This is a genomic window from Nocardioides sp. zg-1308 (assembly GCF_013155375.1).
GTDB classification, from domain to species: domain Bacteria; phylum Actinomycetota; class Actinomycetes; order Propionibacteriales; family Nocardioidaceae; genus Nocardioides; species Nocardioides renjunii.
This window is the reverse complement of the sequence record NZ_JABJQY010000002.1, coordinates 1,553,854-1,575,469: the sequence shown is the minus strand read 5'-3', so window position 1 is coordinate 1,575,469 and position 21,616 is coordinate 1,553,854. Positions and strand designations below refer to the sequence as shown.

General features: G+C 68.2%; 20 protein-coding genes. 6 read left to right on the top strand and 14 right to left on the bottom strand.

Translation table 11 applies throughout. The annotated features are described in order from the left end of the window. The first annotated feature begins 57 nt into the window (after positions 1 to 57). Positions 58 to 783: a family 16 glycosylhydrolase gene (locus HN031_RS09285; RefSeq protein ID WP_172269256.1), complete on the top strand. Its 726-nt coding sequence runs from the start codon at positions 58 to 60 to the stop codon at positions 781 to 783. Here the strand turns inward: HN031_RS09285 and HN031_RS09280 are convergent. After that, positions 766 to 1,491: a DinB family protein gene (locus tag HN031_RS09280; RefSeq protein WP_172269253.1), complete on the bottom strand. Its 726-nt coding sequence runs from the start codon at positions 1,489 to 1,491 to the stop codon at positions 766 to 768. The two genes, HN031_RS09285 and HN031_RS09280, sit on opposite strands and share 18 nt — an antisense overlap. A gap of 40 nt (positions 1,492 to 1,531) precedes the next feature. Further along, positions 1,532 to 2,431, bottom strand: a complete 900-nt coding sequence (locus HN031_RS09275) for a hypothetical protein (RefSeq protein WP_172269250.1) — start codon at positions 2,429 to 2,431, stop codon at positions 1,532 to 1,534. A 100-nt stretch (positions 2,432 to 2,531) separates the two neighbouring features. Here HN031_RS09275 and HN031_RS09270 point away from each other — a divergent pair, with 100 nt between their 5' ends. Further along, positions 2,532 to 3,836: a D-arabinono-1,4-lactone oxidase gene (locus HN031_RS09270; RefSeq protein WP_172269247.1), complete on the top strand. Its 1,305-nt coding sequence runs from the start codon at positions 2,532 to 2,534 to the stop codon at positions 3,834 to 3,836. Positions 3,837 to 4,096: 260 nt separating this feature from the next. Here HN031_RS09270 and HN031_RS09265 read toward each other — a convergent pair whose 3' ends face one another. After that, the gene (locus HN031_RS09265; protein WP_172269244.1) at positions 4,097 to 4,894 is read right to left on the bottom strand and encodes a DUF5677 domain-containing protein; all 798 of its coding nucleotides are present in this window, start codon (positions 4,892 to 4,894) and stop codon (positions 4,097 to 4,099) included. A 54-nt stretch (positions 4,895 to 4,948) separates the two neighbouring features. Further along, entirely contained in the window at positions 4,949 to 5,443 is a 495-nt protein-coding gene (locus HN031_RS09260; protein ID WP_172269241.1) for a hypothetical protein, read from the bottom strand. A 263-nt stretch (positions 5,444 to 5,706) separates the two neighbouring features. On the opposite strand from HN031_RS09260, the gene HN031_RS09255 reads away from it, so the two are divergent. Next, entirely contained in the window at positions 5,707 to 9,327 is a 3,621-nt protein-coding gene (locus HN031_RS09255; RefSeq protein ID WP_172269238.1) for a hypothetical protein, read from the top strand. Positions 9,328 to 9,515: 188 nt separating this feature from the next. Here the strand turns inward: HN031_RS09255 and HN031_RS09250 are convergent, their stop codons facing one another. The 8 genes from HN031_RS09250 to HN031_RS09215 all read right to left on the bottom strand — a co-directional run bounded on the left by HN031_RS09250 (position 9,516) and on the right by HN031_RS09215 (position 18,079). Then, entirely contained in the window at positions 9,516 to 11,105 is a 1,590-nt protein-coding gene (locus HN031_RS09250; RefSeq protein ID WP_172269235.1) for a hypothetical protein, read from the bottom strand. Positions 11,106 to 11,539: 434 nt separating this feature from the next. Then, positions 11,540 to 12,223, bottom strand: a complete 684-nt coding sequence (locus HN031_RS09245; RefSeq protein ID WP_216652094.1) for an HNH endonuclease — start codon at positions 12,221 to 12,223, stop codon at positions 11,540 to 11,542. 254 nt (positions 12,224 to 12,477) lie between these two features. Continuing rightward, entirely contained in the window at positions 12,478 to 12,840 is a 363-nt protein-coding gene (locus tag HN031_RS09240) for an alpha/beta fold hydrolase (protein ID WP_172269232.1), read from the bottom strand. Continuing rightward, the gene (locus HN031_RS09235) at positions 12,840 to 13,487 is read right to left on the bottom strand and encodes an alpha/beta fold hydrolase (RefSeq protein WP_367650711.1); all 648 of its coding nucleotides are present in this window, start codon (positions 13,485 to 13,487) and stop codon (positions 12,840 to 12,842) included. The genes HN031_RS09240 and HN031_RS09235 overlap by 1 nt, the downstream gene beginning before the upstream one ends. Continuing rightward, entirely contained in the window at positions 13,405 to 14,682 is a 1,278-nt protein-coding gene (locus tag HN031_RS09230) for a hypothetical protein (protein ID WP_172269226.1), read from the bottom strand. The genes HN031_RS09235 and HN031_RS09230 overlap by 83 nt, the downstream gene beginning before the upstream one ends. Before the next feature lie 149 nt (positions 14,683 to 14,831). Next, on the bottom strand, positions 14,832 to 16,346 hold the full coding sequence (locus HN031_RS09225; RefSeq protein WP_172269223.1) for a hypothetical protein: 1,515 nt from the start codon (positions 16,344 to 16,346) through the stop codon (positions 14,832 to 14,834). Between the two features lie 176 nt (positions 16,347 to 16,522). Beyond that, on the bottom strand, positions 16,523 to 16,735 hold the full coding sequence (locus HN031_RS09220) for a hypothetical protein (RefSeq protein ID WP_172269220.1): 213 nt from the start codon (positions 16,733 to 16,735) through the stop codon (positions 16,523 to 16,525). A gap of 471 nt (positions 16,736 to 17,206) precedes the next feature. Then, complete coding sequence (locus HN031_RS09215; RefSeq protein WP_172269217.1) at positions 17,207 to 18,079, bottom strand: helix-turn-helix transcriptional regulator; 873 nt, start codon at positions 18,077 to 18,079, stop codon at positions 17,207 to 17,209. Positions 18,080 to 18,179: 100 nt separating this feature from the next. Between HN031_RS09215 and HN031_RS09210 the strand changes: the two genes are divergently transcribed. Then, entirely contained in the window at positions 18,180 to 18,941 is a 762-nt protein-coding gene (locus HN031_RS09210) for an SDR family NAD(P)-dependent oxidoreductase (protein ID WP_172269214.1), read from the top strand. A 151-nt stretch (positions 18,942 to 19,092) separates the two neighbouring features. Continuing rightward, positions 19,093 to 19,701: a cold shock and DUF1294 domain-containing protein gene (locus tag HN031_RS09205; RefSeq protein ID WP_172269210.1), complete on the top strand. Its 609-nt coding sequence runs from the start codon at positions 19,093 to 19,095 to the stop codon at positions 19,699 to 19,701. Between the two features lie 29 nt (positions 19,702 to 19,730). Here HN031_RS09205 and HN031_RS09200 read toward each other — a convergent pair whose 3' ends face one another. Next, positions 19,731 to 20,312, bottom strand: a complete 582-nt coding sequence (locus HN031_RS09200) for a TetR/AcrR family transcriptional regulator (protein WP_172269207.1) — start codon at positions 20,310 to 20,312, stop codon at positions 19,731 to 19,733. Between the two features lie 58 nt (positions 20,313 to 20,370). Next, on the bottom strand, positions 20,371 to 21,213 hold the full coding sequence (locus HN031_RS09195) for an alpha/beta fold hydrolase (RefSeq protein WP_172269204.1): 843 nt from the start codon (positions 21,211 to 21,213) through the stop codon (positions 20,371 to 20,373). 233 nt (positions 21,214 to 21,446) lie between these two features. On the opposite strand from HN031_RS09195, the gene HN031_RS09190 reads away from it, so the two are divergent. Next, complete coding sequence (locus HN031_RS09190; RefSeq protein WP_367650710.1) at positions 21,447 to 21,614, top strand: PspC domain-containing protein; 168 nt, start codon at positions 21,447 to 21,449, stop codon at positions 21,612 to 21,614. Positions 21,615 to 21,616 lie beyond the last annotated feature (2 nt).

The following is a 21,616-nucleotide window of genomic DNA, read 5'->3' as shown; positions in this document are numbered from 1 at the left end:
GTGGAGCCGGTCGCGGAACCGCCCGACCCGAGCCGGGCGGTCTCCATACTGGGCCGCATGTGGCTGCAGGAGTTCGACGGACTGGAGGGACAGCCGCCGGACCCGCGGGTGTGGTCCCACAACCTGGGCGGCGGGGGCTGGGGCGACGGGCAGCAGCAGGTCTACACGGACGCCCCGGCCAACGTCGCGCTCGACGGCGCCGGGCACCTCCGGATCACGGCGCGACGCGAGCTGGACGGCACGATCACCTCGGCGCGCCTCACGACACGGGACGGCTTCGCCACGAGGTTCGGCCGGGTCGAGGCACGCATCAAGGTGCCGGGCGGCCGGGCCACCTGGCCGGCCTTCTGGATGCTGGGCACCGACATCGACGACGTCGGCTGGCCCGCGTGCGGGGAGATCGACGTCATGGAGCACGTCGGCGCGGACCCCCGGCGTGCGCACGGGACGCTCCACGGCCCCGGCTACAGCGGCCTCGCCGGGGGCGTCGGCCGAGCGATCGACGCGGGCACGGACCTGTCCGACGACTTCCACGACTACGCCGTCGCCTGGGACGAGTCCGGGATCACCTGGCTCCTCGACGACCGGGAGCAGCACCGGCTGACCCCGTCGGACGTGCTCGGTCCGTGGCCCTTCGACCACGAGTTCTTCCTCCTCATCAACCTGGCCATCGGGGGTGACTGGCCGGGGCACGCAGCTGACGAGCCGGAGCTACCGGCGGTGCTGCTGGTCGACCGGATCCGCGTCGACGACCTCGCCCAGACGTCAGCCCGTCAGGGGTGATCCCTGCAGCAGGTCGAGGTCGCGCACGCAGAACCCGTGGTGCGCCCACTCCTCGTTGAGCACCACGTGCAGGCACTGGAGCACCGTCCTCCCGGCCGCGTAGGGCGGCCACCCCGGGCCCTCCGGCACCGGCGCGGGCGCCGACAGGTCCTCGGCCGTCACGACCGCCAGCCACCGCTCCAGCTCGGCGGCCTGCTCCTCGCGCACGACCAGCACCTCGTCGAGGTCGGGCGCGGCCGCCGGGTCCAGGCCCTGCTCCTCCTGGTCCGGCACGAAGTCCGTCGCCAACCCGATGGCGGTGAACGGTTGCGTCGACCCGAGGCAGCAGCGCCGGAACCACGAGTCGTGGACGAACACCAGGTGCCGCAGCGTCTCCACCGCCGACCACTCCCCGCCGACGCCCTGGTGCTCCATCCCCTCGTCCATGCCGCGCAGCCGCGCGACCGTCGCCGCCCAGCCGGCCCGCAGCTGCCGGCCCGCCTCCCGCAGGTCAGCGGGGTCGTCCGACCGCATCAGCGTCCGCACGGGGTTGCGTCGGTCGAGCTCGGCCTCGACGTACGACGTCACCTCGATGCCGTTGACCACCAGGTTGGTGACCAGCCCGTCGATGACGGCGTCCTGCATCACCACCCCGACGAGGCGCGCCCCCGTGAGGTCGCACTCGCGGAACTCGGCGTCGGTCAGGTCCTCGTCCTCGAATCTCGCCATGCCGGCCAGCATGCACCGGCACACCGACAGACCGCGCCGATCAACGCGTGGCGTCGTCCTTGGGCCTGTCGGCGAACCACTGCCCGAGCTCCCGCAGCGTCTCCGGGTCGAGCGCCTCCCGCGGGTCCGCCACGATGTCGCGCTGCATGCGCTCGCGCGCGGCGGCGTACAACGGCGGGCTCAGGGCGTACGGCAGGTTGCGGACGTACCAGCGGGGGAAGGTCTGCGCGCCCCACCGTTGCAGGGTGCGGGCGATCAGCCCGGGCCGACCTCGCCGGACCCAGAAGCCGACCGCCTGGCCGAGGACGAAGGCGACCCCCAGAGCGGCCGCCATGACGAACAGCGTGCTGGCGATCTCGTCGCTCGCGAAGTTGTCCACGACGGCGAACAGGCCCCCGTAGTAGACCGGCACCAGCACCTCCACCTGGTCCACGTAGGGACTGACCTGCTCCGCCCGGTCGGCCAGGTCGCGGAGGGACTCGATGTCGGGCTTCGACCCCCACGCCGCACGGACGTGACCGAGCGCGTCCTGACTCCTGTCGAAGGCGTTGAACGGGCTGATGCCGTCGAAGGACCCGAGCGCCGCATCGACCTCGTCGGACGTCGTCTCGATGTCGCGCAGCGTCTCTGAGCTCCGGGCGGCCGCGTCCTCGAGCTCCGCCTGAGGGGGCGTGTTCTCGTTGACGTAGTCGAGGGCGGCCTGGATCTCCTGCCGGTGCTCCACGACGTACTCCGCCGCGCGATAGCGGTCCACGAGGTTGGGCACCGCGGCGAGCGCGTCCTGACCCTTGCCGCCGACGGTCTCGGCGTCGCTCACGACGACGCTCAGCGCCGCGCCCGCGCCGTACGCCTTGATGCCGAGCTCGACGAGCGAGCCGATCACCAATCGTCCGAGCTCGAGCCTGCGTCGCAGCGACGAGACGTCCGGGCCAGGGCTCACAGGGTTCCTCCACAGTGGTCGACGAGCGGGCGGGACCGCCCTGTACCCCGTCGCACGCCGGGGCGCGCTGTAGTTTCCAAGGGACCGACGAGGAGGCCGCATGCCCGGACCGCAGCACGACCCGAGCGCCCCGACCGGCGGAGACGGCTCCACCGGTCCCGGGACGAACTGGGCAGGCAACCACACCTACACGGCCGGGCGCTACGTCCGTGCGGGCTCGCTCGAGGAGGCGCAGGAGGTCATCCGCGCCTCGAGCAAGGTGCGCCTGCTCGGGACCCGCCACTCCTTCAACGCCCTGTGCGACACCGAGGGCACGCTGCTCGACCTGACGGGCCTTGCCGCCGAGCCCGTGCTGGACCTCGAGCGCGGGATGGTCCGCGTCGCCGGCGGTACGCCGTACAACGACGTCGCGGCCCACCTGCAGTCCCACGGCTGGGCGCTCGCCAACATGGGCTCGCTCCCCCACATCTCGGTGGCCGGCGCCACCTCGACCGGCACGCACGGGTCGGGCGCGACCAACCGCATCCTCGGTGCCGGCGTCAGCCGCCTCGAGCTGATCGGCCCGGACGGCGAGCTGCGCACGATCTCGCGTGGTGAGCCGGACTTCGACGGCTCCGTCGTCGCGCTCGGCGCCGTCGGCGCCGTCGTGTCGCTCGACCTCGATGTCGAGCCGACGTACGACGTGCGCCAGGACCTCTACGCCCACCTGCGCTGGAGCGAGGTGGTCGAGCGGATCGACGAGGTGCTCGGGTCGGCCTACAGCGTCAGCGTCTTCGGGCGGTGGAACGACGAGGACCCGACCGAGGTGCTCGCGAAGACCCGCTTGACCGACGACCGCGGGCCCGCCGACTGGACCGGCGGGATCGAGGCCGTCCCGGCCGACACCGCGTCGCTCACCCTCGGGGCGGGCGACCACATCACGGTGCGCGGCACCCCCGGACCGTGGTCGGAGCGGCTGCCCCACTTCCGCGGCGACCGGCAGCCCAGCTTCGGCGCGGAGATCCAGTCGGAGTGGTTCGTCCCCGCCGAGTCGGCGGTGGGCGCGCTGCGTGCGGTCACCGACCTCGCCGCCACGACCAGCGGCGAGCTGGCCGACCTGCTCATCGTGACCGAGATCCGCGCCATCCGCGCCGACGACCTGTGGCTCTCACCGGCCCAGGGCCGGGAGACCGTCGCGCTGCACTTCACCTGGAAGCGCGAGCCCGAGGCCGTGCTCGCCATGGTTCGACGCGTTGAAGACGCGCTCGACCCGTACGCCGCCCGGCCGCACTGGGGGAAGGTGTACGACCGTCTCGACCCTGCGAATCACCCGCGCCTCGCGGACTTCCGGGCGTTGGTGGAGCGGGTGGATCCTTCGGGGACGTTCCGCAATCCGATGGTCGAGCGGGTGCTCGGCCTCGGGTGACGATCGTGTTCCGTTGCCCGAGCCGCTCGGGCACGCGCGTCGCCCCTTTCGCCCAGAATGACGTGCGTGCGGTTGCGGAGAAACGACCACGCAGTCCCCTTCCACATCCGAACGGCACTCGGCGGATGGAAGAGCAAGGCCACTGTCGAGAACCGCTGAACGAGCGGCGAAAAGCACACGGCCATCGGGTTGGACCTGTCCCCCCGCTTAGCCCACCCCACCCATCTGCCCGCAGACCCAGGACATTCCACGTCGCTGCGTTAGGGCTGTAGGTGCGGCTTCTGGTCGCTGAATGACATGTCGTAAGGGAGTCCATATCTGTTGGCGGTCGCCGCGACTGGTGACGGATCTGGTGGGGGCTTTCGACATCGTTCAACGAAGTCCAAAGCCAGTACCGCAGCCATCGCCGCCGCTTGAGCACAGGTGTGAGACGAGACGGCGGAGCCGGACTTGCTCAGACGGCGTGGTGCACCATCGGCCGTCAGGTCCAGGTGCGTCTCCAGTGTCTCGTACGACGGGTGCACGGCCCCGCTGAGTTCGCGGTACATGTCGTAGAACAAGTCGGTATCGGCAAATCGACGAAAGATCTGCTCCATCCTCCAGCTACGTTCCTGCCCGGGCGCTGGTTCGCGAGCGGCCACGGCCGAGAAGGCAGCGAGGTCCGCCTCCTCAACGAACTGGGTCAGCGCAGGATCCTCTCGGATTGCACCCTCGAAGGCTCTCGTTCTGGTGAGATAGCTCGCTTCCATGTGCTTGACCAGCGTCTCCGGACCGCCACGGGTCAAGAGCACCCACTGGGCGGCAAGCGCATGTTCAAGGGCGATTCGCGCACAGCTCGCTGCCACGAGCGGGAACCGATCTCGCATCTCCAGCGCGACCGCGACCTGGTTCAGCGCATGTGACGAGAGTGGAAATCCCACACGGAACCGCACTTCGTGGGTGGCCGAGACGCTCAGCGGGAACGCCAAATTCTCCCACTCCGCGATGCACTCCCGTGCAGCAGCGAGGAGCTTCCCGATTTCGGCCTCGGAGCCCGCTTTGGGAGTCGGATTATTCATCAGCGTCCTCCTACACCGAGCAGCAGCACCGTTACCTGAAGAACAGTTGCCGAATCAAGGCGCGGGTGTCGAAGCACTCCACGCGTACACGTGGTTGAAGTCCCACACGAGCGTGGCGAGCTCTCGTATGAACGCTCCCATCTCCTCGACACTCGTCACGACCGTGTCGGTCGAGCCGTCGGTTACCGACTTCTCGCGGGCAGCTCGGTGTCCCCAGATCCGCCCCGATGCCTGAGCCGGGAATGAGCTGTGCACGAGCTCGTTTCGTCTGTCGAAGGCGACTTGGGCCCTGCCGAGGAACGCGCCAATCAAGGACGGAGCTGGATCCGGTAGGTCCCGTGAGAGACGGCGGCTGGTCTTGATCTGAGCGCTGGTCGGCTCGTGAGTGAAGCGCCCCTGCTGGACGCGTACAAGGGCGTGACGGAGCGAGGCGACCTTGTCCTCGAGCACTGCACAGATGCAGACGATCCGACCCATCGCACCGTAGAACTCCTCGGGGTGACGCCCAAGGAGACCAATCGGAAGGTTGCACGCATCGACTTCGAACATATCCCCATCGTCGCCCAGCCACGCATGCTGTGCATCCGATATCGCGGGCCCGCTACGGGCGTGATCGCGAACCATAGAGTTTTGCCGCTCTGCCGCTCATTCTTGACCGCCAACGCTGGGGACCTTGCTAACGTCGTGCTCCCACAGGGTGGGATTGTCCGGCTCTCCGCAGACGGCGCAGGAAAGTGAAGATCCATGTTGGACGGTGCGCGTCGAGGCTTCGCGGAGTCGAACCGGACCTATGCGAGACCGGACGGCTCGTAGTGGCCACCCACGATTTCGGACCGTTCACTGTCTCGGCCGAACGCGTCACTCTCCTGGGCAGCGCCTTCACCGCATTCGTCAACCGACTCTTGTCCGCCGAGGTCGAGGCGGCTGGCCTGGCAGGACCATCGCTTCAGGAGACGTATCGCGACAACGTGAGCGACGAGGGCGTAGACGCCGCCCTGGTGTCTGAGGTGACGACCAAGTGGATCCCAGCCGGAGAGAGTGCCTGGCAGTTCAAGGCAGGCGACTTGAGGCCGGCCCAGTGTAGATCCGAGCTTCGCGGTGCCACCTTTGCGCAAGAGATCCTGCGACGTGGCGGCCACTATCGCCTGGTGCTCGGCGCGTCTTTGACGGCTGCCAAGCTCACGAAGCGCCGTGCAGCACTTATCGAGGAAGCAAAGACACTCGAGCTCGAGATCGATGACGAGTCGATCCAAATTCTCCACGCCGACTCACTTGCCTCCTGGACCGAGTCCTTTCCGGCACTCGCCGTCTGGCCAGTCCTGGGCGGCCTCGCGCACGGAACGATGACCTTCGAGACCTGGGCGGCCTCGAATAGGCACACCGCGGCATTCGTGGAGTCCGTCGGACGCACTGAGGTTCAAGATGCCATTCGCGCTCTGGTCTCCGGTGGGGAGGCGATCGATCTTCGCCTCACTGGGGTCAGCGGCCTGGGCAAGACACGGTTGGCCCTGGAGACCTTTCGAGGGTCCGGCTTGGAGTCGCTCATCGTGTACCTAAAGGCGGACGACAGCCCCCGCGGAGTTCTCACTCACCTGCTATCCCAGCATCGAAGCGGCATTGTCGTGCTCGATGAATGTTCACGCGACCTGCACAAGTCTTTGGCCGAGGTCATCCCAGCAGGTAGCCGCCTTCGGCTGATCACCATCGGTGAACCTGACTCACAGGGCGGGCTGATCGCTCCGGTGTTCGCGTTGGCCCCGTTTGATGCCGAGGCGATGGACTCCCTGATCGAGCGTAACCAGCCCAGCCTTCGGGCAGAGGTTCGTCGATTCATCGTCGAGATTGCCGAGGGGAACATCGGATATGCCCTGTACGTCGCTCAGCACGTCGCCAGAAATCCTGAGGTCCGCACCGCTGACCTGGTGACACCCGAAGCGATTGCACAGTTCGTGAGCCAGTCGCTGCCCACGGGATCAGATTTTTTAGCCTGTAGCGTCCTGGCGCTGCTCTCCAGGATTGGCTATGAAGGAGAGCTCGCCGGCGAGTTGGAGTTGCTTGCGGAGGTCTTCGGCTTCAGCCCGACTGACCTGCGTGCGGCGGCTCGCAGCCTGACCGAGGCAGGTTTGCTGAGCAGCCACGGACGCTATCGCGCCGTCACGCCGCACCCAATGGCGGTCTACCTGGCTTCAGCCGCCTGGAGCGAGTACAGCGATCGGATCGTTCGGGATCTCCTTCCCCGACTCAGCCCAAGCATGAGTGCCCGATTGTTTCGACGAGCCGCAGACATTGGTGAGTTTGGCCCTACGCGCTCGGCCGTCGTGCGCCTACTTAACAACGACGGCCCGTTCGCCTCCCTCGAGGAGATCGAGCGCACCGGCTCATCCGATCTTCTTACCGAGCTGGCGATGGTTGCGCCGCGCGAGGTCAGCCGCATGATCGCGGGCATGCTCGCAGAGGCCGATGAGGACGAGCTTCGCGGCCGAACCTCGATTCGCCGTGGACTGGTTTGGACGCTCGATAAGTTGGTGTGGCACACGTACACGTTCGAGGAGGCCGCCGATTCGCTTCTCCGCCTGGCTTTGGCTGAGAACGAGACGTGGTCGAACAACGCGACCGGCAACTGGGTGGAACTGTTCGGGCTGATGCTTCCAGCGACGGCGGCCAAACCGCTGCAGCGCCTTGGCTACCTCGGTCGCGCTGTAGTCAACACCGATCCGAGGGTTCGCCTGCTCGCCGTCCGCGCGAGCGCCCAAGCCTTGAGCATCCGAGAGACGATCATGCTGTCCGGCGAGCTCCAGCGCGGCTTCCTCGTCGAAGGACGGGGACAACCCGAGACATGGGAGGAGGTGAGTCAGTACCGCTCAACGGCGCTCGATCATCTTGCTGTTCTTGCTGCGGACAGCGATCCCGACGTCGCTGCCTCCGCGATCGACAAACTGGTGTCCACCATCCACCCGATCCTCGAGCACGAGCCGCTGCGCGAGCACCTCACAGCCATCATCTCCGCTCTCGGCGGATCGGCGCTCGAGCGCACCCGGGTCGAGCTCGAGAATCTCAGTGGTCTCTTTGAACGTGTCGGGCAGCATCATCACCTAAGCGACGGTGACCAAGATGTCGACACCTCCGCCCGCCGCGACGGCCTGGATGCGATGAGGCGGGCCCTGCCTCAAGCGACACCGCTGGAAGACCTCCGCGTGTTGTCACGACTGCGCCGCTGGGACATCGACAGCACAGCGACTAAGGAGCGTCTCCTGGACATCGCGTCTCAGCTCGATGACCCTGCCGCTGCGATCCTCGACATCCTGGAGGCAGAAGTCGAAGTTCCGGCAGAGTTTGACCTCGGCAAAGGGCTGTCCCAGCTCAGCGGCGGATCCACCGCGGTCGAGGAGCGGCTCGCACTCCTCGCACGAGCCGATCGAAGCGCTGCCCTCGTGGGATACCTGTGGGGACGCGTCGAGGCCGGCGTGGAGACGGCGTTCGACGACTTCCTCGACGGACACGCCGGCCAAGCACTGCCGTCTGGTGTGCGACTTGCCCTGACCGCACGTGGACCTGCAACCGACGTCGCTCGACAGAGGGCAGAGTCGCTGTCAACCGAACGACCCGTCGCTGAAGTCGTCCAGATGTCATTTGCCGTATGGCGGGAAATGCCACCGGCCGAGCTTGCAGACCGACTCGGCGACCTCGTCCCACGAGTTGGTTCGCAGGAGGACTACAACGCGCTCCTGGACTTCGTCAGCCTCTCCCTGCATGACGACCGAGATGACTCCGAACTTCAAGACATCTGGGTGCCACTGCTCGCTTTGCGTGCTTACTTTCCGTCGCTGGGCACCCAGACGTGGGCCTGGGGGCAGCTCGCCACCCGTGCAGGTCGCCGACACCCGGTCGCGACTACGCAGCTCGTACTGGATCTCGTGGACCAGGACGTCCTGCGTTTGTACGCCGCGGACGAGGGTGAGGTCCTCAAGGTCGCCGTCCAAGCCGGCGGCCGCAACGCTTGGGAGCTCGTGATGAGCGCCATTCAAGCCGGCAACTGGAAGCTGACGATGGGCGTTGATGGCTGGTTCGGAGGGCTCATCGAACTGGACCAAGTCCGCAACTGGATCGGAGACAACCTGGATCGCGCGCGAGCCGTTGCCTCCGTATCGACCGTCGGCTCAGGTGCGGAGATGAACGAAGTCGCGGTCTATCTACTCTCGACGTTCGCAGAGGATCGCCGCATCGAGTCTTCGCTTTACGGCGAATTCGTCAGCGGGACGTGGTGGGGAAACGAGTCCTCGCGGATCTACGATCAGCTAACCCTTATCGAGGGGTGGCGCCATGCCCATGCCGACTCTGAGGGCGTGAGTCACTGGTGTAACGGCGTCGTCGATTCACTCAGGTCACGACTCAGCGTCGTGCTTCGAGAAGAGGCTGAGGAAGACCGGGACTAGCTGCGGGGATTCGCCTTCCACGATCGACCTTCTCCTTCCCAGTCACGTCCCACCACCGCGCCGGTCAAGTTCGTTGCATCAGTTGGTGTCAACCGACGTAGCCCATTCCGCCGCGTGTTGCCTATCCGACGGGTGGGCCTGCGGACAGGACAGGCGGGGTCGATCGGAACGAGCGGTCGGTCTCGTCGCTATCGCACGTGCCCTGGGAACCATTCAGCCGCACGAACCGTACCTGCGTAAACCCAGCGCCCTTCCAAGTAGGTGCTTGCGCGCCCCTCTCGATTCACGCGGTATACGCCTCCTTTAGGACGAACATGCAATAGGCGTTCGATCACCTTCTTAGAGGCTTGCGCTCCTCGCACCGAGGCGAGCGTGGTACCACTACTGTCCTTGATCAACCCCAGACGAACGGTGTAACGGCGTCCGGTGGCAGCGTCGACTGGATCGCCTAGCGCAGGCTCATCGCTAGTCGCGGCCTGCTCAAGACGCCCCAGGTACACGAGTCGACTGTCGACGTATGTGGCGGCGTCGCCGTCCACGTCAACCCAAGCGCGACCTCCCGTCGGCCGGATCGCAAGAAACGAGGTCACAAGCTCCTCGGCCCGTTTGATGCCCACCAGGTCGGCCAAGGTCGTGTCGTCATCCACTCGAAAGAACAGGCGACGCTGCTTCGACAAGGTCCACACTTCCGAACCACGCTGGTACGGCCAATGCTCACCGGGCGCTGGCAATTCTTCGTCAGCCGCCGGCTGCGGCCGATCCGCGAAGTCGTGCGTGCGAGCTACGATCCCACGCAGCCGCTCCAGAAGCTCATCCTGAGTGACGGTGGACTGGGCTTCCACGATCCTGACCTGAAGGTCGCGATCCTTCGCGTCGAGTTCGGCCTCCCGCAGAGCCACTTCTGCACGCGCGGCCTCCAGCGTTGCGCGCTCCTGCGCGATCTGCGTCGCCTCGTTCTCAGCGGCGCGGCGCTGAGCCTCGAGCGCGGCACGTTCGATTGCCAGCCGATCGAGTTGCTGCTGCGCCTGTACGACCGCCGCCTTGTCGGCCGAGCGAGTAGTCCGCTCCAGTTCGGCCTGCTGCTTGCGCACCTCAGACTCGGCCTGCCTTGCCCGCCGTGCCTCGTCTTCGGCGTTCGCCGCCCTGGAGGCCAGCGCCTCAACCTCGGCGTCGCGCCGCTCTTGCCCCTCACGCAAGACGTGTAGTTCACGGCCCTGCGCCTCGATCTGTACGGCCATCGCCTCGATCTGGTCGTTGGTCGGCGGCGCTTCGCGTCGACCGGCAGCTACCTCCAACAAGTGAGCTTGAAGGGCTCGGTAGTCGGGTAATCGGGCGAGACCAAGTTCGCTCGCGCACCGCACGATGGCAGCGATATGTGTGCGCGCGGCATCAACGTCGAGTACGGCCCTTCGGTGAGCCCACGAGTTGCGAACGTCGACCACGCCTCGTATTAGCTGGTCGACGACTCGATAAGGGCGCCCCCGCGTTAGTGCCCCACGCAACTTCGTCCTACTAGGTTCCCAGCCTTGAGCTTGGGATCGGAGAAGGTCGGCGTAGGCCGTCACGTCCTTGGTGGACAGTTCGTGCGCCCGCCGGTTTGGCATGGCAACCTGCTCTGCCAACGTCCGCGGCCAGTCGTCGCCGCCCAATTCTCGCAGCGTCGGTTCGAGCCTCTCGAGGAGGTCTTCGGCGAGCATCCCAAGTGCTTGATCGATGAGAAAGCGCAATTGCCGGGGACCAGTGTCGGAGATGCGATCCCAGCGGGCGGTGTATGGCACGGCAGCATGCTATGCATCAACGGAATCGTTGTCGGCGAGTTGCAAAACCCCAGCGGGAACATACGACTGGGCGCATCAACGCTCGTCGAGCGATCCACGCTGAATCGTCACGTCCGCGAGCCAGGTGCGCGGGAAGTTCGCAGCACAAGCTTCCCGATAGAGGTCAGGAGACGAGCGCAATCTCCTCACGAGGCCTTGTGGTCTTACCGCCGCGAGCGCGACGCATATCAAGGAGGCGTCAGCAGAGGCATGTGTAGTTGTACCGCCGCGGCAAGCGATGCTGCGGCTTCGAGATTCGTAGCAACACGAAACTGACCCAGAGTGCCAGGTCGTTGACAGCCAACACGGCTGCGCGAATTGAGCAAGCTAGTGCGGTTCACGCGGCGGCGCGAGTCCTCGTTGTCTCCGAAGATGTGTGGCACGAAGACGCTGCTTTAACCGAGCGTCGCGCCCTTGCGTCCATTGCAGGGCTCGCACAGAAGTTGCAAGTTGCGCATCGTGCTGGAGCCCCCCATCGAGAACGGGATGATGTGGTCGAACTCCAGCGCTTCGTTCGAGCCACACTCGACGCACTGGCCACCATCTCGCTGCCACACGGCGATCTTCACTTCACTTGGAATCGACGGCCTGGTCTTCCGCAAGTCCCCGCCTTGGACCAACGCGCTAGCCGCACGTGCCTTCGCCAACCTCAATCGCCGCCGGTTCGCCGACTCGTTGACCAGCGCGAGAACGTCGTCGCTATTCAAGGCACGGTCTGTGCTTGTGTACACGCGCCCCTGATAGATCCAGACATCTGTCGTGTGATTCCCGCAGACTCTCACCGGCTCCTGCACCGACAGTTGCATGGTGTCACCGAGGAAATAGCAACTGGAGCCACCCGCAGACACGTGGAACAGGGTCCCGGCATCCATCAGTGCCTCAATCTCTTCGAATGCAACGTCGGCGGTACCCACACGTGTCGGCTCTGGTGGCTCAAAATCCGCGCATTCATCCGGATCCAGCCCAAGCTCTTGCGGTAGGTAGCCCATGCCTCGCATCCCGCCATACGGGTCGTAGAACTCGCCACGACGAACAGTGGTGACGCCGGCGCCCTGAGCTTCCTTGAGCATTTGAGCCATGTCCGAACCGTAGGCGGCGTGTTGTCGCTAGGAGTCGGAAACCGACAAACCGAGACCGCTGCGCGGATCGGTGACGCCCTGACGTAGCCCATTTCGCCGCTGTTGACGCGCGGGCCGACTTCCCCACGCGGGTCGGTTGGCGTGGCGGTGCTGGAGACCGTCGGGTGGCTGGCTGGACCCGGCTGCTGCCGCAGGTAGGCGCGAGGTGGAGTTCGAGGGGGGCCTAGCGTGTGGCGCCGGGCCGGACGTGGGTGTCAGGCTGAATCTGTCAGCGTGCGGAGCATCTCGGCGCTGTGGATGAAGTAGGCGCCGCCGTGGCCGGTCCCGGGCCGGATGGTCAGCTGCGCGTGCGGGAGTTGCTCCTTCCACCAGCGGCCGTGCTCGATGGGCAGCAGGTCGTCGTCGGCGCCGTACCAGAGGTAGGTCGGCTGGCGGATGGTCGTCAGGTGGATGTCCCAGTCCCGGTCGACCGCGACGTTGTCGTGGGCCATGCCGTCGTAGGTCGTGAGCGCCTCACGGACGTCGCGGGCGAACCGCTTGCGCCATGGAGGCGGGAACGCGTCCCAGTCGACGTCTCGTTTCCCGTCCGGCGACACCATCGCGTCGAACGCGACCATCAGCTCCTCATTGGACTCCTTGGCAGCATGTCGTCGAATGCGCCCGCCATCAGCTCGGGGTATGCCGCAGCGTCCTCGTCGGTGCGGCCTTGGTCGTCGAGGGCGAGGATGTCGAGCTCTGCGGCGAGGTCGGGGGCGTCGGCGTCGAGGACGCGCCAAGGACCTATCCCGACACAGTTGCCGGGAGCGGTGACCCGCTCGGGGTCGGCAGCCGCCGTCGCGGCCGCGAACGGGCCGCCGAACGAGATGCCGAGGACGGCGAACGTGTCCACGCCAAGGGCGGCGGCGACTTCGAGGGCGTCGCGGCTACGGGACGCGAGACTGGGTTCCGACCATGAGGACCGGCCGAACCTGGGCCGGCTGAGCGCGAGCACCCCGGCCTCGCAAGCGCCGTCCTCCAAGTGGGCGGCCACCATCCGGCATTGCGGCATTCCGTGCTGGAGGAGGACGGCGGCCCGTCCGGGTCGCCGCCGACGTAGGTGTCGACGCGGCGGCCGTCGCTCAAGGACACGTGACCGAGGTCCATCCGAGCAGCGTAACCCTCTAGGGAGCGCAGGTTGGACCCTAACCGGGGGTGACCGGGGTCCAGTGGTAGCCGTCGTGGGAGATGGCGATCGTTCGCATCCCAGTGCGCGCGACGATGACACCGCCGGATGTGTAGATCCCCACCGACCAGAAGGCGCCGAACAAGGCTGGCGCACCAGCCAGGAGCTCGGGCGTGGTGCTCCCCCGGGGGAAGCGCCAGATCGTGCCGGGTCGCGTGCAGAGCGACTTCTGGCAGTAAGTGTCGGGTCCCGTGACCTGGGCGAACAGCAGTGCGCCATCCGCGGCATACGCGACGCCGCCGAAGAACGGTCGGTCCCACGGCAGCGGGACCTGACGGAACCGCTTCTCATCTTCGGTCTGCCATAGCGCGTTCACGTACGACGGTGCGTCCTCCAACGAGGTCGTCGATACGGTTGCCTGCAGGTGCCCGGGCCCGACGGCGATGCCCGAAATGTTGCCGTTGAAGTCGGGGCCGCCGGCTGACCTGCCCGCTGGTAGGTCAGCCATGGTGGTGGACCAGGTGTGGCCGCGGTCGGTGCTGGACTCGAAACGCCATTGCTGTCCGCGCCGCTCGAACCCTTGGACACTCAAGATGGCGCCCCTGCGGCCAGGTACGTGCTGCCACACGTCACCGAACCGTGTGCCTTCGACCGGGTAGACCTCCGCGCCGCTGACGTCGGCTGCCCACAGCCGCCGCGTGTCGACCCTGCCCAGGTCGAACAGGATGCTGTCCCAACGGTCGAGGTCGAGGAACACGTCTCCCCGGCCGCGTTCCTGCGGGTTCAAGACCCGCAGGGGCTTGGTCCTGCCGTTCGGGTACAGGACGAACCCCGGGTAGTTCTTGCGGGGGAACTGGCGTCGAGCCTTGACGGCCACCGCTCCATCGCCGAGTGGGGTGTGGGAGACGAGGTCAGCGAGGGCGCTGCTGACGTGGAGCCGTGACGCGTGCGCCCAGTTGTCGTTCGTGGTGGCGATGACCGTGCCCGAGTAGGCTCCGCGCTGGTCGGTGAAACCGGCCACGGCGTCGGTGGGCGAGGTGTACTCCACGTCGTCCAGCTCGAACTGTGGGCCGATGCGGTCAAGGAACTGCGCCTTGTCCAGGAACCCGTTGAGCTTCGCTCGTCTCGCCTGCGAGATGGGCCCTTTTGTGGCCGGCGACGCTGCCTCGACGGATGGGGTCTCAGCGGATGGCGCCTCGGTGGATAGGCTCTCGCTGGTGGGGTCCTGAGAGCCCGGCTCACTGCGCGGTCGGCGTTCGTCGCTGTTGCACCCCGCGACCAAGGTGGCCAGAGCCACCACGACGACGAAGGACCTGACCCCTCGCATGCCCCTCCCGACTGCCCGGGGTGGGTGTCCACCCTTCCTCAGAGTGCCCACGCGTAGAACGTCCGAGAAGGGCCAGTGCGCGTTGAGAGCGGCGTGAGGGACCTGTGTCCGCCTCCGCCTCATCGTCCCGTCACCTGCCCCGGCCTGCCGGTGTTGCCGGACGGTGTGGCTCGCCGGATGTGCAGCTGGTGCGGCTTGCCGGAGGTCCAGGCGAAGGCGGCGTGTCCGCAGTCGCCGATGGCGGCGTCGAACCGCGTGGGCTGATGGGTCGTCGGTGTGACGCGCTGCGGCTTGGTCCAGTCGCCCCCGGCCGCTGCGAACCGCGCCCACAGGCCCAGGTCGCCGGCACCCGTCTTGGTGCCCCATGCGGCGAGCGCGTCGCCGCGCCCGTTCGCCGTCACGTGCGGGTCGAGACCCCACCGACGGGTGTCGTCAACGTCGGCTGCGATGTTGAACGGCTGGCGCCAGGTGCCGTCCGCGCGACTCCACCGACCCCGCAGGCTGCCGCGGTCCCAGCCCCCGATGAGCGCGCGCCCGCGCTCGTCGACGCTGACGCCGTGCAGTCCGAGGGAGTGAGGTTGGCGGACGGGTGCCTGCCAGGTGCCGTCGGCGGTCATCCGCGACGTGTGCACGCGGCCGAGGGGCGTGCCGTCGTCAGTCGGTCCGTGGCTGACCACGGCCACCCCGTCTGCGTTCAACGCCATGCCAAACAGCTCGGTGTCCGGGCCGCTGAGCTGTTTGCTGGGTGTCCACCGGCCGTCGCGTGAGCGTCGGATCGCGTAGACGCCCGGAGGATTCTCGTAGGGGCGGTCGTAGGCGAGGACGATGCGGCCTGCGTCGTCGATGTCGACGTCGAAGTCGTACGCGCGAGCTGCGGGTATGCGCTGTGGGCCGCTCCACGGCGCACCGGCGGCGGTCCGGTAGATGGCTCGATAGCGCGTGTTCTGGGACCACACAAGGACCGCCGCGCCTGAGGCGTTGACGGCCACGTCGACCCGTCCGGTGATCTCCTTGTCCTGCGCCGTCACCGGGGCGGTCGACCAGCTGCCCCCGGCGGGCCGGTCGGCGACGACCAGGTCGTGGAACTGCGTGAACGTGTTCGAGTTGAACCGCACTGGCTCCTGGACGACCATCGTCTGGGTTCCGCTGCCGTCGACTGCCAGGTGGTCGTCGCCCGGCTCCAGCCACGTCTCGTCACGGCCGCCTGATGGGTCCATGGGGTCGTCGGCGGCGGGCGGGTCGTCCGCGGTGCGCGCCAAGTGGCCCGCACCCTGGTAGGCGACGGTCGCTGTCCCGTCCTGGGTGACGATGATGTCCGTCGGTGTCAGGTACTCCGCGGAACTGATTCGACCCGCGACCGTCGTCGGCTTCTCGAGCGTCCACGCACCGGGCCGACCTGTGGAGCACGGAGCGGATGGCTGCGGAGCGCTGGACGGCGCGACGCCCTGGGTGGACGTCGAGGCGTACAGGTCGACTGGCTCGAACGGCTCAACCAGACCTGTGTCGGCGCCGGGACTGTCCAACGCCGTCGAAGCTGTCCGAGCTGGCGGCTCGCTCGAGCTGCAGGCCCCCAGCGCGGCAAGGAGTCCAGCCAGAGAAAGGGCGAGCGCGGCGAGACGGGTTCGACCGTTCATCGCGCGTTCCAGCGCGTCGCTCTGTTGTGGCGCGGCCTCGTGTTCATGGGTCGAGTGTGCGCTTCCCGCGCTGTCTGTGCCCGGGGCTGCAGTCCCGGATGGACAGGGAACTTCACGTCGAGTCGACCGGCTTGCGCCCGCAGTCGTGTCTGCTACGGCGGCTGCCCGGGCGTGGTTCAGTGTGCCGGGGCCATGCGGACGAGGTCTATCTGCTTGAACTTGGGCCTCACCCAGGCGATGGCGACGTCGCCGCTCGGTCCGATGGCAACGCGGAAGGCGCGTTGCCGGCCGGTGGCTCCGGCGTTCACTTCGATCGGTTCGGTCCACGGCTGTCCGGCGGGCTTGTAACGGGCCCACAGTTGGGGAGCGCCGTCGGTGATGCGGTACACGACGACGGCGTCGCCCGCGGCCGTTGACGGCGACGTCGCCGGAGTCCTCGTCGGAGTCGAACGGATCGCTGGCGCGGTCGGTGAGGACGCACGGCTCGTGCCACCGTCCGTCGGGGTCGCTCCGCCGGATGGAAAGGCGTCGCTGGTGCCAGTACATGTAGGCGGCACGCCCGGCGCCGTCGATTGCCACGACGGGACAGAGGCCGAGGGTGTCCGGCTGCCGGACGGCGGGACCCCAGGTTCCGGTCGGGGACATCGAGTACCCGGCTTCGCTGTCAGAATTGCCCGCCACACTCGGGCGCATGGCCGAACACGACGCGAGCGGGAGCACAGGTTCACGCCATTAGCGAGCAGCGCGACGTGAGGGACGCCGCTCAGACGCCGCCGAGCGTGCAGGTTCAATCGGATCTACCACAATGGGTGCGTCAATCCGCCTCCCCCCATCCCTCGCAATCCGCGCCGAGCTCGACCTCACTGCGGATGGCGCATGGCCGGTGACTCCAGTCGATCCAGGTCGCTGAGCTCCCACGAGGCCAGCGCTGGCAACGTCCGCGCGGTCGGCGAGTCGGGCTCGACGGTGTAGACCACCAATCGCTGCTCGGGATCGTGCGGTGAGGTGAGCGCCTCGATGCCGAAACGCAGGGGACCCACCACGGGGTGAGCGATGCGCTTGTCGACGGACGTGCGGTCGGTGACGCCGTGGTCGTCCCACCACCGGGCGACGTCCGGGTCGGCGGCGCGCAGCTCGTAGACCAGGGCCGTGAGGTGGCCGTCCGACGGGTGGCGGCCCTTCTCGTACCGCAGCGCGCCGACCGCGGCCGCCGCGTAGTCGGTCCAGTTCTCGATCCGCAGCCGGGACCGGTGGTCGAGGAAGAGCCAGCGCATGAAGACCGCCCCCGGCACGATCTCGGGGCCGAGGACCGCGCGTACGAGTGCGTTGCACGCGAGGATCTCGGAGCGACGGCCCAGGAGGAGCACGGGGACGTGGTCCATGGCGGTCATCACGCGCAGCAGACCGGGATCGGGGCGCTGCGCCACCTCCCACACGTTGCCCGGTCGGTTCATCGGCGCGGCCAGGTCTCGCAGGTGGGCACGCTCGACCGCGTCGAGCTGCAGCGCCCGACTGAGCGCACGGACGACGTCGTCGGACACGGTGTGCTGGCGACCCTGCTCGAGACGGCTGTAGTGATCGGTGCTGAGGCCGGCCAGGTGCGCCAGCTCCTCCTTGCGCAGGCCCGGGACCCGCCGCGGGCCGGGGAACGCCGTGATGCCGGCCTGCGAGGGGCTCAGTCGGTCGCGACGCGAGCGCAGGAACGCCCCCAGCGCGGATCGATCGGTAGGCACATCGCGAGCCTACGGACCCACCGCGCTCCGGACGTGGTCATGCCGTGCCCCGGCACCGCTCGCACTGGTGCGGCACCGGCCGGGCGGGTGGACTGCTCGCATGACCCACCCCACCTCCCTCTCCGGCCGGACCGCTGTCGTCACCGGCTCCACCAGCGGCATCGGCGCCGCCATCGCCCATCAGCTCGCTGCTCGCGGGGCTCGCGTCGTGGTCACCGGCCGCGACGCCCGACGCGGCGCCGAGGTGGTGACCGGAATCGAGGGCAGCGGCGCCTCCGCTGCCTTCGTCGCCGGTGACCTCACTGCCCCGCCCGCCGCGCTGCGCGAGCTCGCCGCCCAGTGGGTCGCGGCCCTCGACGGTCGCGTCGACATCCTCATCCACAACGCCGCGGTCTGTCCCGCGGTCGACACCGTCACCCTGACTGACGCCGACCTCGAGGCGACCCTGGCCGTCAACGTCCGCGCGCCCCAGGTGCTCACGGCGGCGCTCGCTCCTGCGATGGCAGAGCGCGGTACGGGCGCGATCGTCGTCATCGGGTCCTGGATGGCCTCGGTGGGACACCCCTTCGTCGGCTTCTACTCCGCCACCAAGGCCGCCGAGGCGCAACTGGCCCGGAGCTGGGCAGCAGAGTTCGGCCCGCGCGGCGTGCGGGTCAACACCGTCGCGCCCGGTGCCACCCGGACACCCATCAACGCCGACAGCGGCGACGTGATCGCCCAGATGACCGCCCAGACCCCCGCCGGCCGACCGGGCACCCCGGACGAGATCGCTCACGCCGTCGCGTGGCTCGTCTCCGACGAGGCGGCCTACATCCACGGCGCCGTCATCCCCGTGGACGGCGGGATCACCGCCACGCGTTAGCAGGCGGCGGCGGTGCGGCGAGCATTTCCGCGATCGACCCACGCGCCGGGCGGACCCACGCGAGAATGCGCACCACGTGCTCGTCCGTGGCGTCGGGCACGCCTGACCGCCACCGCCCCACGCCCGCCACCCGACCGGAGGACTCGACCACATGCCTGCAGACGACCGCGGCGGACGCCGGCAAGGCACCCTGGTCAACTGGAAGGACGACCGGGGCTTCGGCTTCATCTCACCGGCAGCCGGAGGATCCCGGGTGTTCGTGCACGTGAGTGCGTTCCCCGATGGTCGACGGCCCGCCGACGGCAGCGAGGTGACCTACGTCGAGGTGCGCGACGAGAACGACAGGGCACGCGCCGCCGAGGTGCGATACCGAGGCGCCGCACCAACCCGCCCGTCCGTCACCGGGACTGCTGGGGCGGTCACCGTCGCGACGCTGTTCTTCCTGCTGCTGCTCGGTCTCGCCGCGCTGGAGGAGCTGCCGCTCCTGGTGCTGGCGGCGTACGGCCTGCTCAGCGCAGTCGCGTTCCTGATGTACGCCGCCGACAAGTCCGCGGCCCGGCAGGGCAGGTGGCGCACGGCCGAGTCCACGCTCCACCTGGTGGGACTGGTGGGCGGCTGGCCGGGGGCGCTGGTCGCCCGACGGGTCCTGCGCCACAAGACGGTCAAGCAGCCGTTCCGGACGATCTTCTGGATGACGGTCGTCGCCAACTGCGCGGCGCTCGCCTGGTTCGTGGCCGGAGGGTCAGACACCCTGCTCTGACAGGGCGTCCGCGACGATCGGGTCAGCCCTCAGGCCCGGCCGACCGCGCTCTGGTCCGACATCGCGGCGTCGATGAGGGTCCGGGCCGCTGCACGGGCGACGCCGGCCGCGTCCGGCACTCCGGAGATCGCGGCGGTCGTCTGCGCACCCTCGGCGAGGATGGCCAGCTGGGGACCGAGGGCCGTCGGTGCCCCCGCGTCGGCGACGAGGCGGTCGACGTACGCCTGGAAGGACCGCTTGTGCTCGCGGACCGCGTCGGCGATGCGGGGGCTGGCCCCGCCGAGCTCGCCGAAGGCGTTGATGAAGCCGCACCCGCGGAAGTCGCTGTCGCCGAACCAGTCGGCCAGGTGGTCGTACATCGCGAGGAGGCGCTCGCGCGGGTCGTCGATGCGCTCGACGGCTCCCTCGACGCCGGTGGTCCACATCTGGTGCCGGCGTCCGAGCACGGCGAGCACCAGGTCCTCCTTGGAGGGGAACTCCTTGTAGATGGCCTTGAGCGAGACCCCGGAGCCGTCCCGCACGGCGTCCATGCCGACGCTGGTGATGCCCCGGCCGTAGAACAGCCGGTCCGCCGCGTCGACGACCCGCTCGCGCACGCTGTCTCCCGCCATGACCATGACTCTACCCGGCCGGAGAACGCGTGTTCTCCAGCCGGGCATCGTCGAGGCGTCAGCCCTGGACGAACTTCAGCAGCGACTCGTTGACCTCCGCCGCGTGCGTCCACAGCAGGCCGTGCGGGGCGCCCTCGATCTCGACGTACTCCGCGGCGGGCACGAGCTCGCGGAACCGGCGACCGGTGACGTCGACCGGCAGGATGTTGTCGGCGGTCCCGTGCAGGATCAGCGTGGGCAGGCCTGCGTCGCGCACCGCCTCGACGTCCGGACGGAAGTCCTCGAGCCAGGCCGGTACGACGGCGTACGCCGCGATCGGCGCGCTGCTGACGGCGGTGGCCCAGCTGCCGCGGACGACCTCCTCGCTGATCCGCGAGCCCAGGTTCTCGTCGAGGTTGTAGAAGTCCTTGAAGAACTGCGTGTACCACGCGTAGCGGTCGGTGCGGGCGGCCTCGACGATGCCGTCGAAGACGTCCTGCGGGACGGCGCCCTCGTTGTCGTCACGCTCGACCAGGTAGGGCTCCAGCGAGGCGAGGAAGGCCAGCTTGGCGACGCGCTCGGTGCCGTACTGCCGGACGTAGCGGGCCAGCTCGCCGGTGCCCATGGAGAAGCCGACGAGGACCACGTCGCGCAGGTCGAGCTCCTCGAGGAGGGTGTTGAGGTCGGCGGCGAACGTGTCGTAGTCGTAGCCCACGCCGACCTTGGAGGAGCCGCCGAAGCCGCGGCGGTCGTAGGTGATGACGCGGTAGCCGGCGTCGATCAGCTCGCGCGACTGCAGCTCCCAGCTGTCGCCGTTGAGCGGGTAGCCGTGGATCAGCACGACCGGCTGGCCGCTGCCGTGGTCCTCGTAGTGCAGCTCGATGTCGGTGGAGTTCTCGGTGCCGACGGTGATGGTGCCCATGCGTCTCGCCCTCTTCCTGGTTGCCTGGTGGAGAACGAACGTTCTCCGTCGCTCGACTGTAGAGAACGGTCGTTCCCCTTGTCAACGCCCATCGTGGCGGCTCGGGGCGTCCAGCGGTTGACGCGTGGGCGACGAGCCGACGACGAACCGCCGCCTCGCTCGGCCGCCAGGGCCCCGGCTCTTGCGGGTGCCGGCGCGGCACGCTAGGGATGGCTATGGCTACTTCGCGGTTGGTGCGCCCCCGACAGGGCAGATGGATCGCCGGGGTCTGCGCCGGCCTCGCAGACAGGTTCGGGATCTCGCGGGGCCTGGTCCGCCTCGGGTTCGTGATCTTCGGCCTCGTGGGAGCGGGCGAGATCGCCTACCTCATCGGGTGGGTCGTCATGCCCAAGGACCCCTGACG

Bases quoted from the DNA above. Each gene is read 5' to 3' on its own strand.
- HN031_RS09285 (WP_172269256.1), top strand. From the start codon at position 58: ATGTGGCTGCAGGAGTTCGACGGACTGGAGGGACAGCCGCCGGACCCG.
- HN031_RS09280 (WP_172269253.1), bottom strand. From the start codon at position 1,491: ATGGCGAGATTCGAGGACGAGGACCTGACCGACGCCGAGTTCCGCGAG.
- HN031_RS09270 (WP_172269247.1), top strand. From the start codon at position 2,532: ATGCCCGGACCGCAGCACGACCCGAGCGCCCCGACCGGCGGAGACGGC.
- HN031_RS09265 (WP_172269244.1), bottom strand. From the start codon at position 4,894: ATGAATAATCCGACTCCCAAAGCGGGCTCCGAGGCCGAAATCGGGAAG.
- HN031_RS09260 (WP_172269241.1), bottom strand. From the start codon at position 5,443: ATGTTCGAAGTCGATGCGTGCAACCTTCCGATTGGTCTCCTTGGGCGT.
- HN031_RS09245 (WP_216652094.1), bottom strand. From the start codon at position 12,223: ATGGCTCAAATGCTCAAGGAAGCTCAGGGCGCCGGCGTCACCACTGTT.
- HN031_RS09240 (WP_172269232.1), bottom strand. From the start codon at position 12,840: ATGGTCGCGTTCGACGCGATGGTGTCGCCGGACGGGAAACGAGACGTC.
- HN031_RS09225 (WP_172269223.1), bottom strand. From the start codon at position 16,346: ATGAACGGTCGAACCCGTCTCGCCGCGCTCGCCCTTTCTCTGGCTGGA.
- HN031_RS09210 (WP_172269214.1), top strand. From the start codon at position 18,180: ATGACCCACCCCACCTCCCTCTCCGGCCGGACCGCTGTCGTCACCGGC.
- HN031_RS09205 (WP_172269210.1), top strand. From the start codon at position 19,093: ATGCCTGCAGACGACCGCGGCGGACGCCGGCAAGGCACCCTGGTCAAC.
- HN031_RS09200 (WP_172269207.1), bottom strand. From the start codon at position 20,312: ATGGCGGGAGACAGCGTGCGCGAGCGGGTCGTCGACGCGGCGGACCGG.
- HN031_RS09195 (WP_172269204.1), bottom strand. From the start codon at position 21,213: ATGGGCACCATCACCGTCGGCACCGAGAACTCCACCGACATCGAGCTG.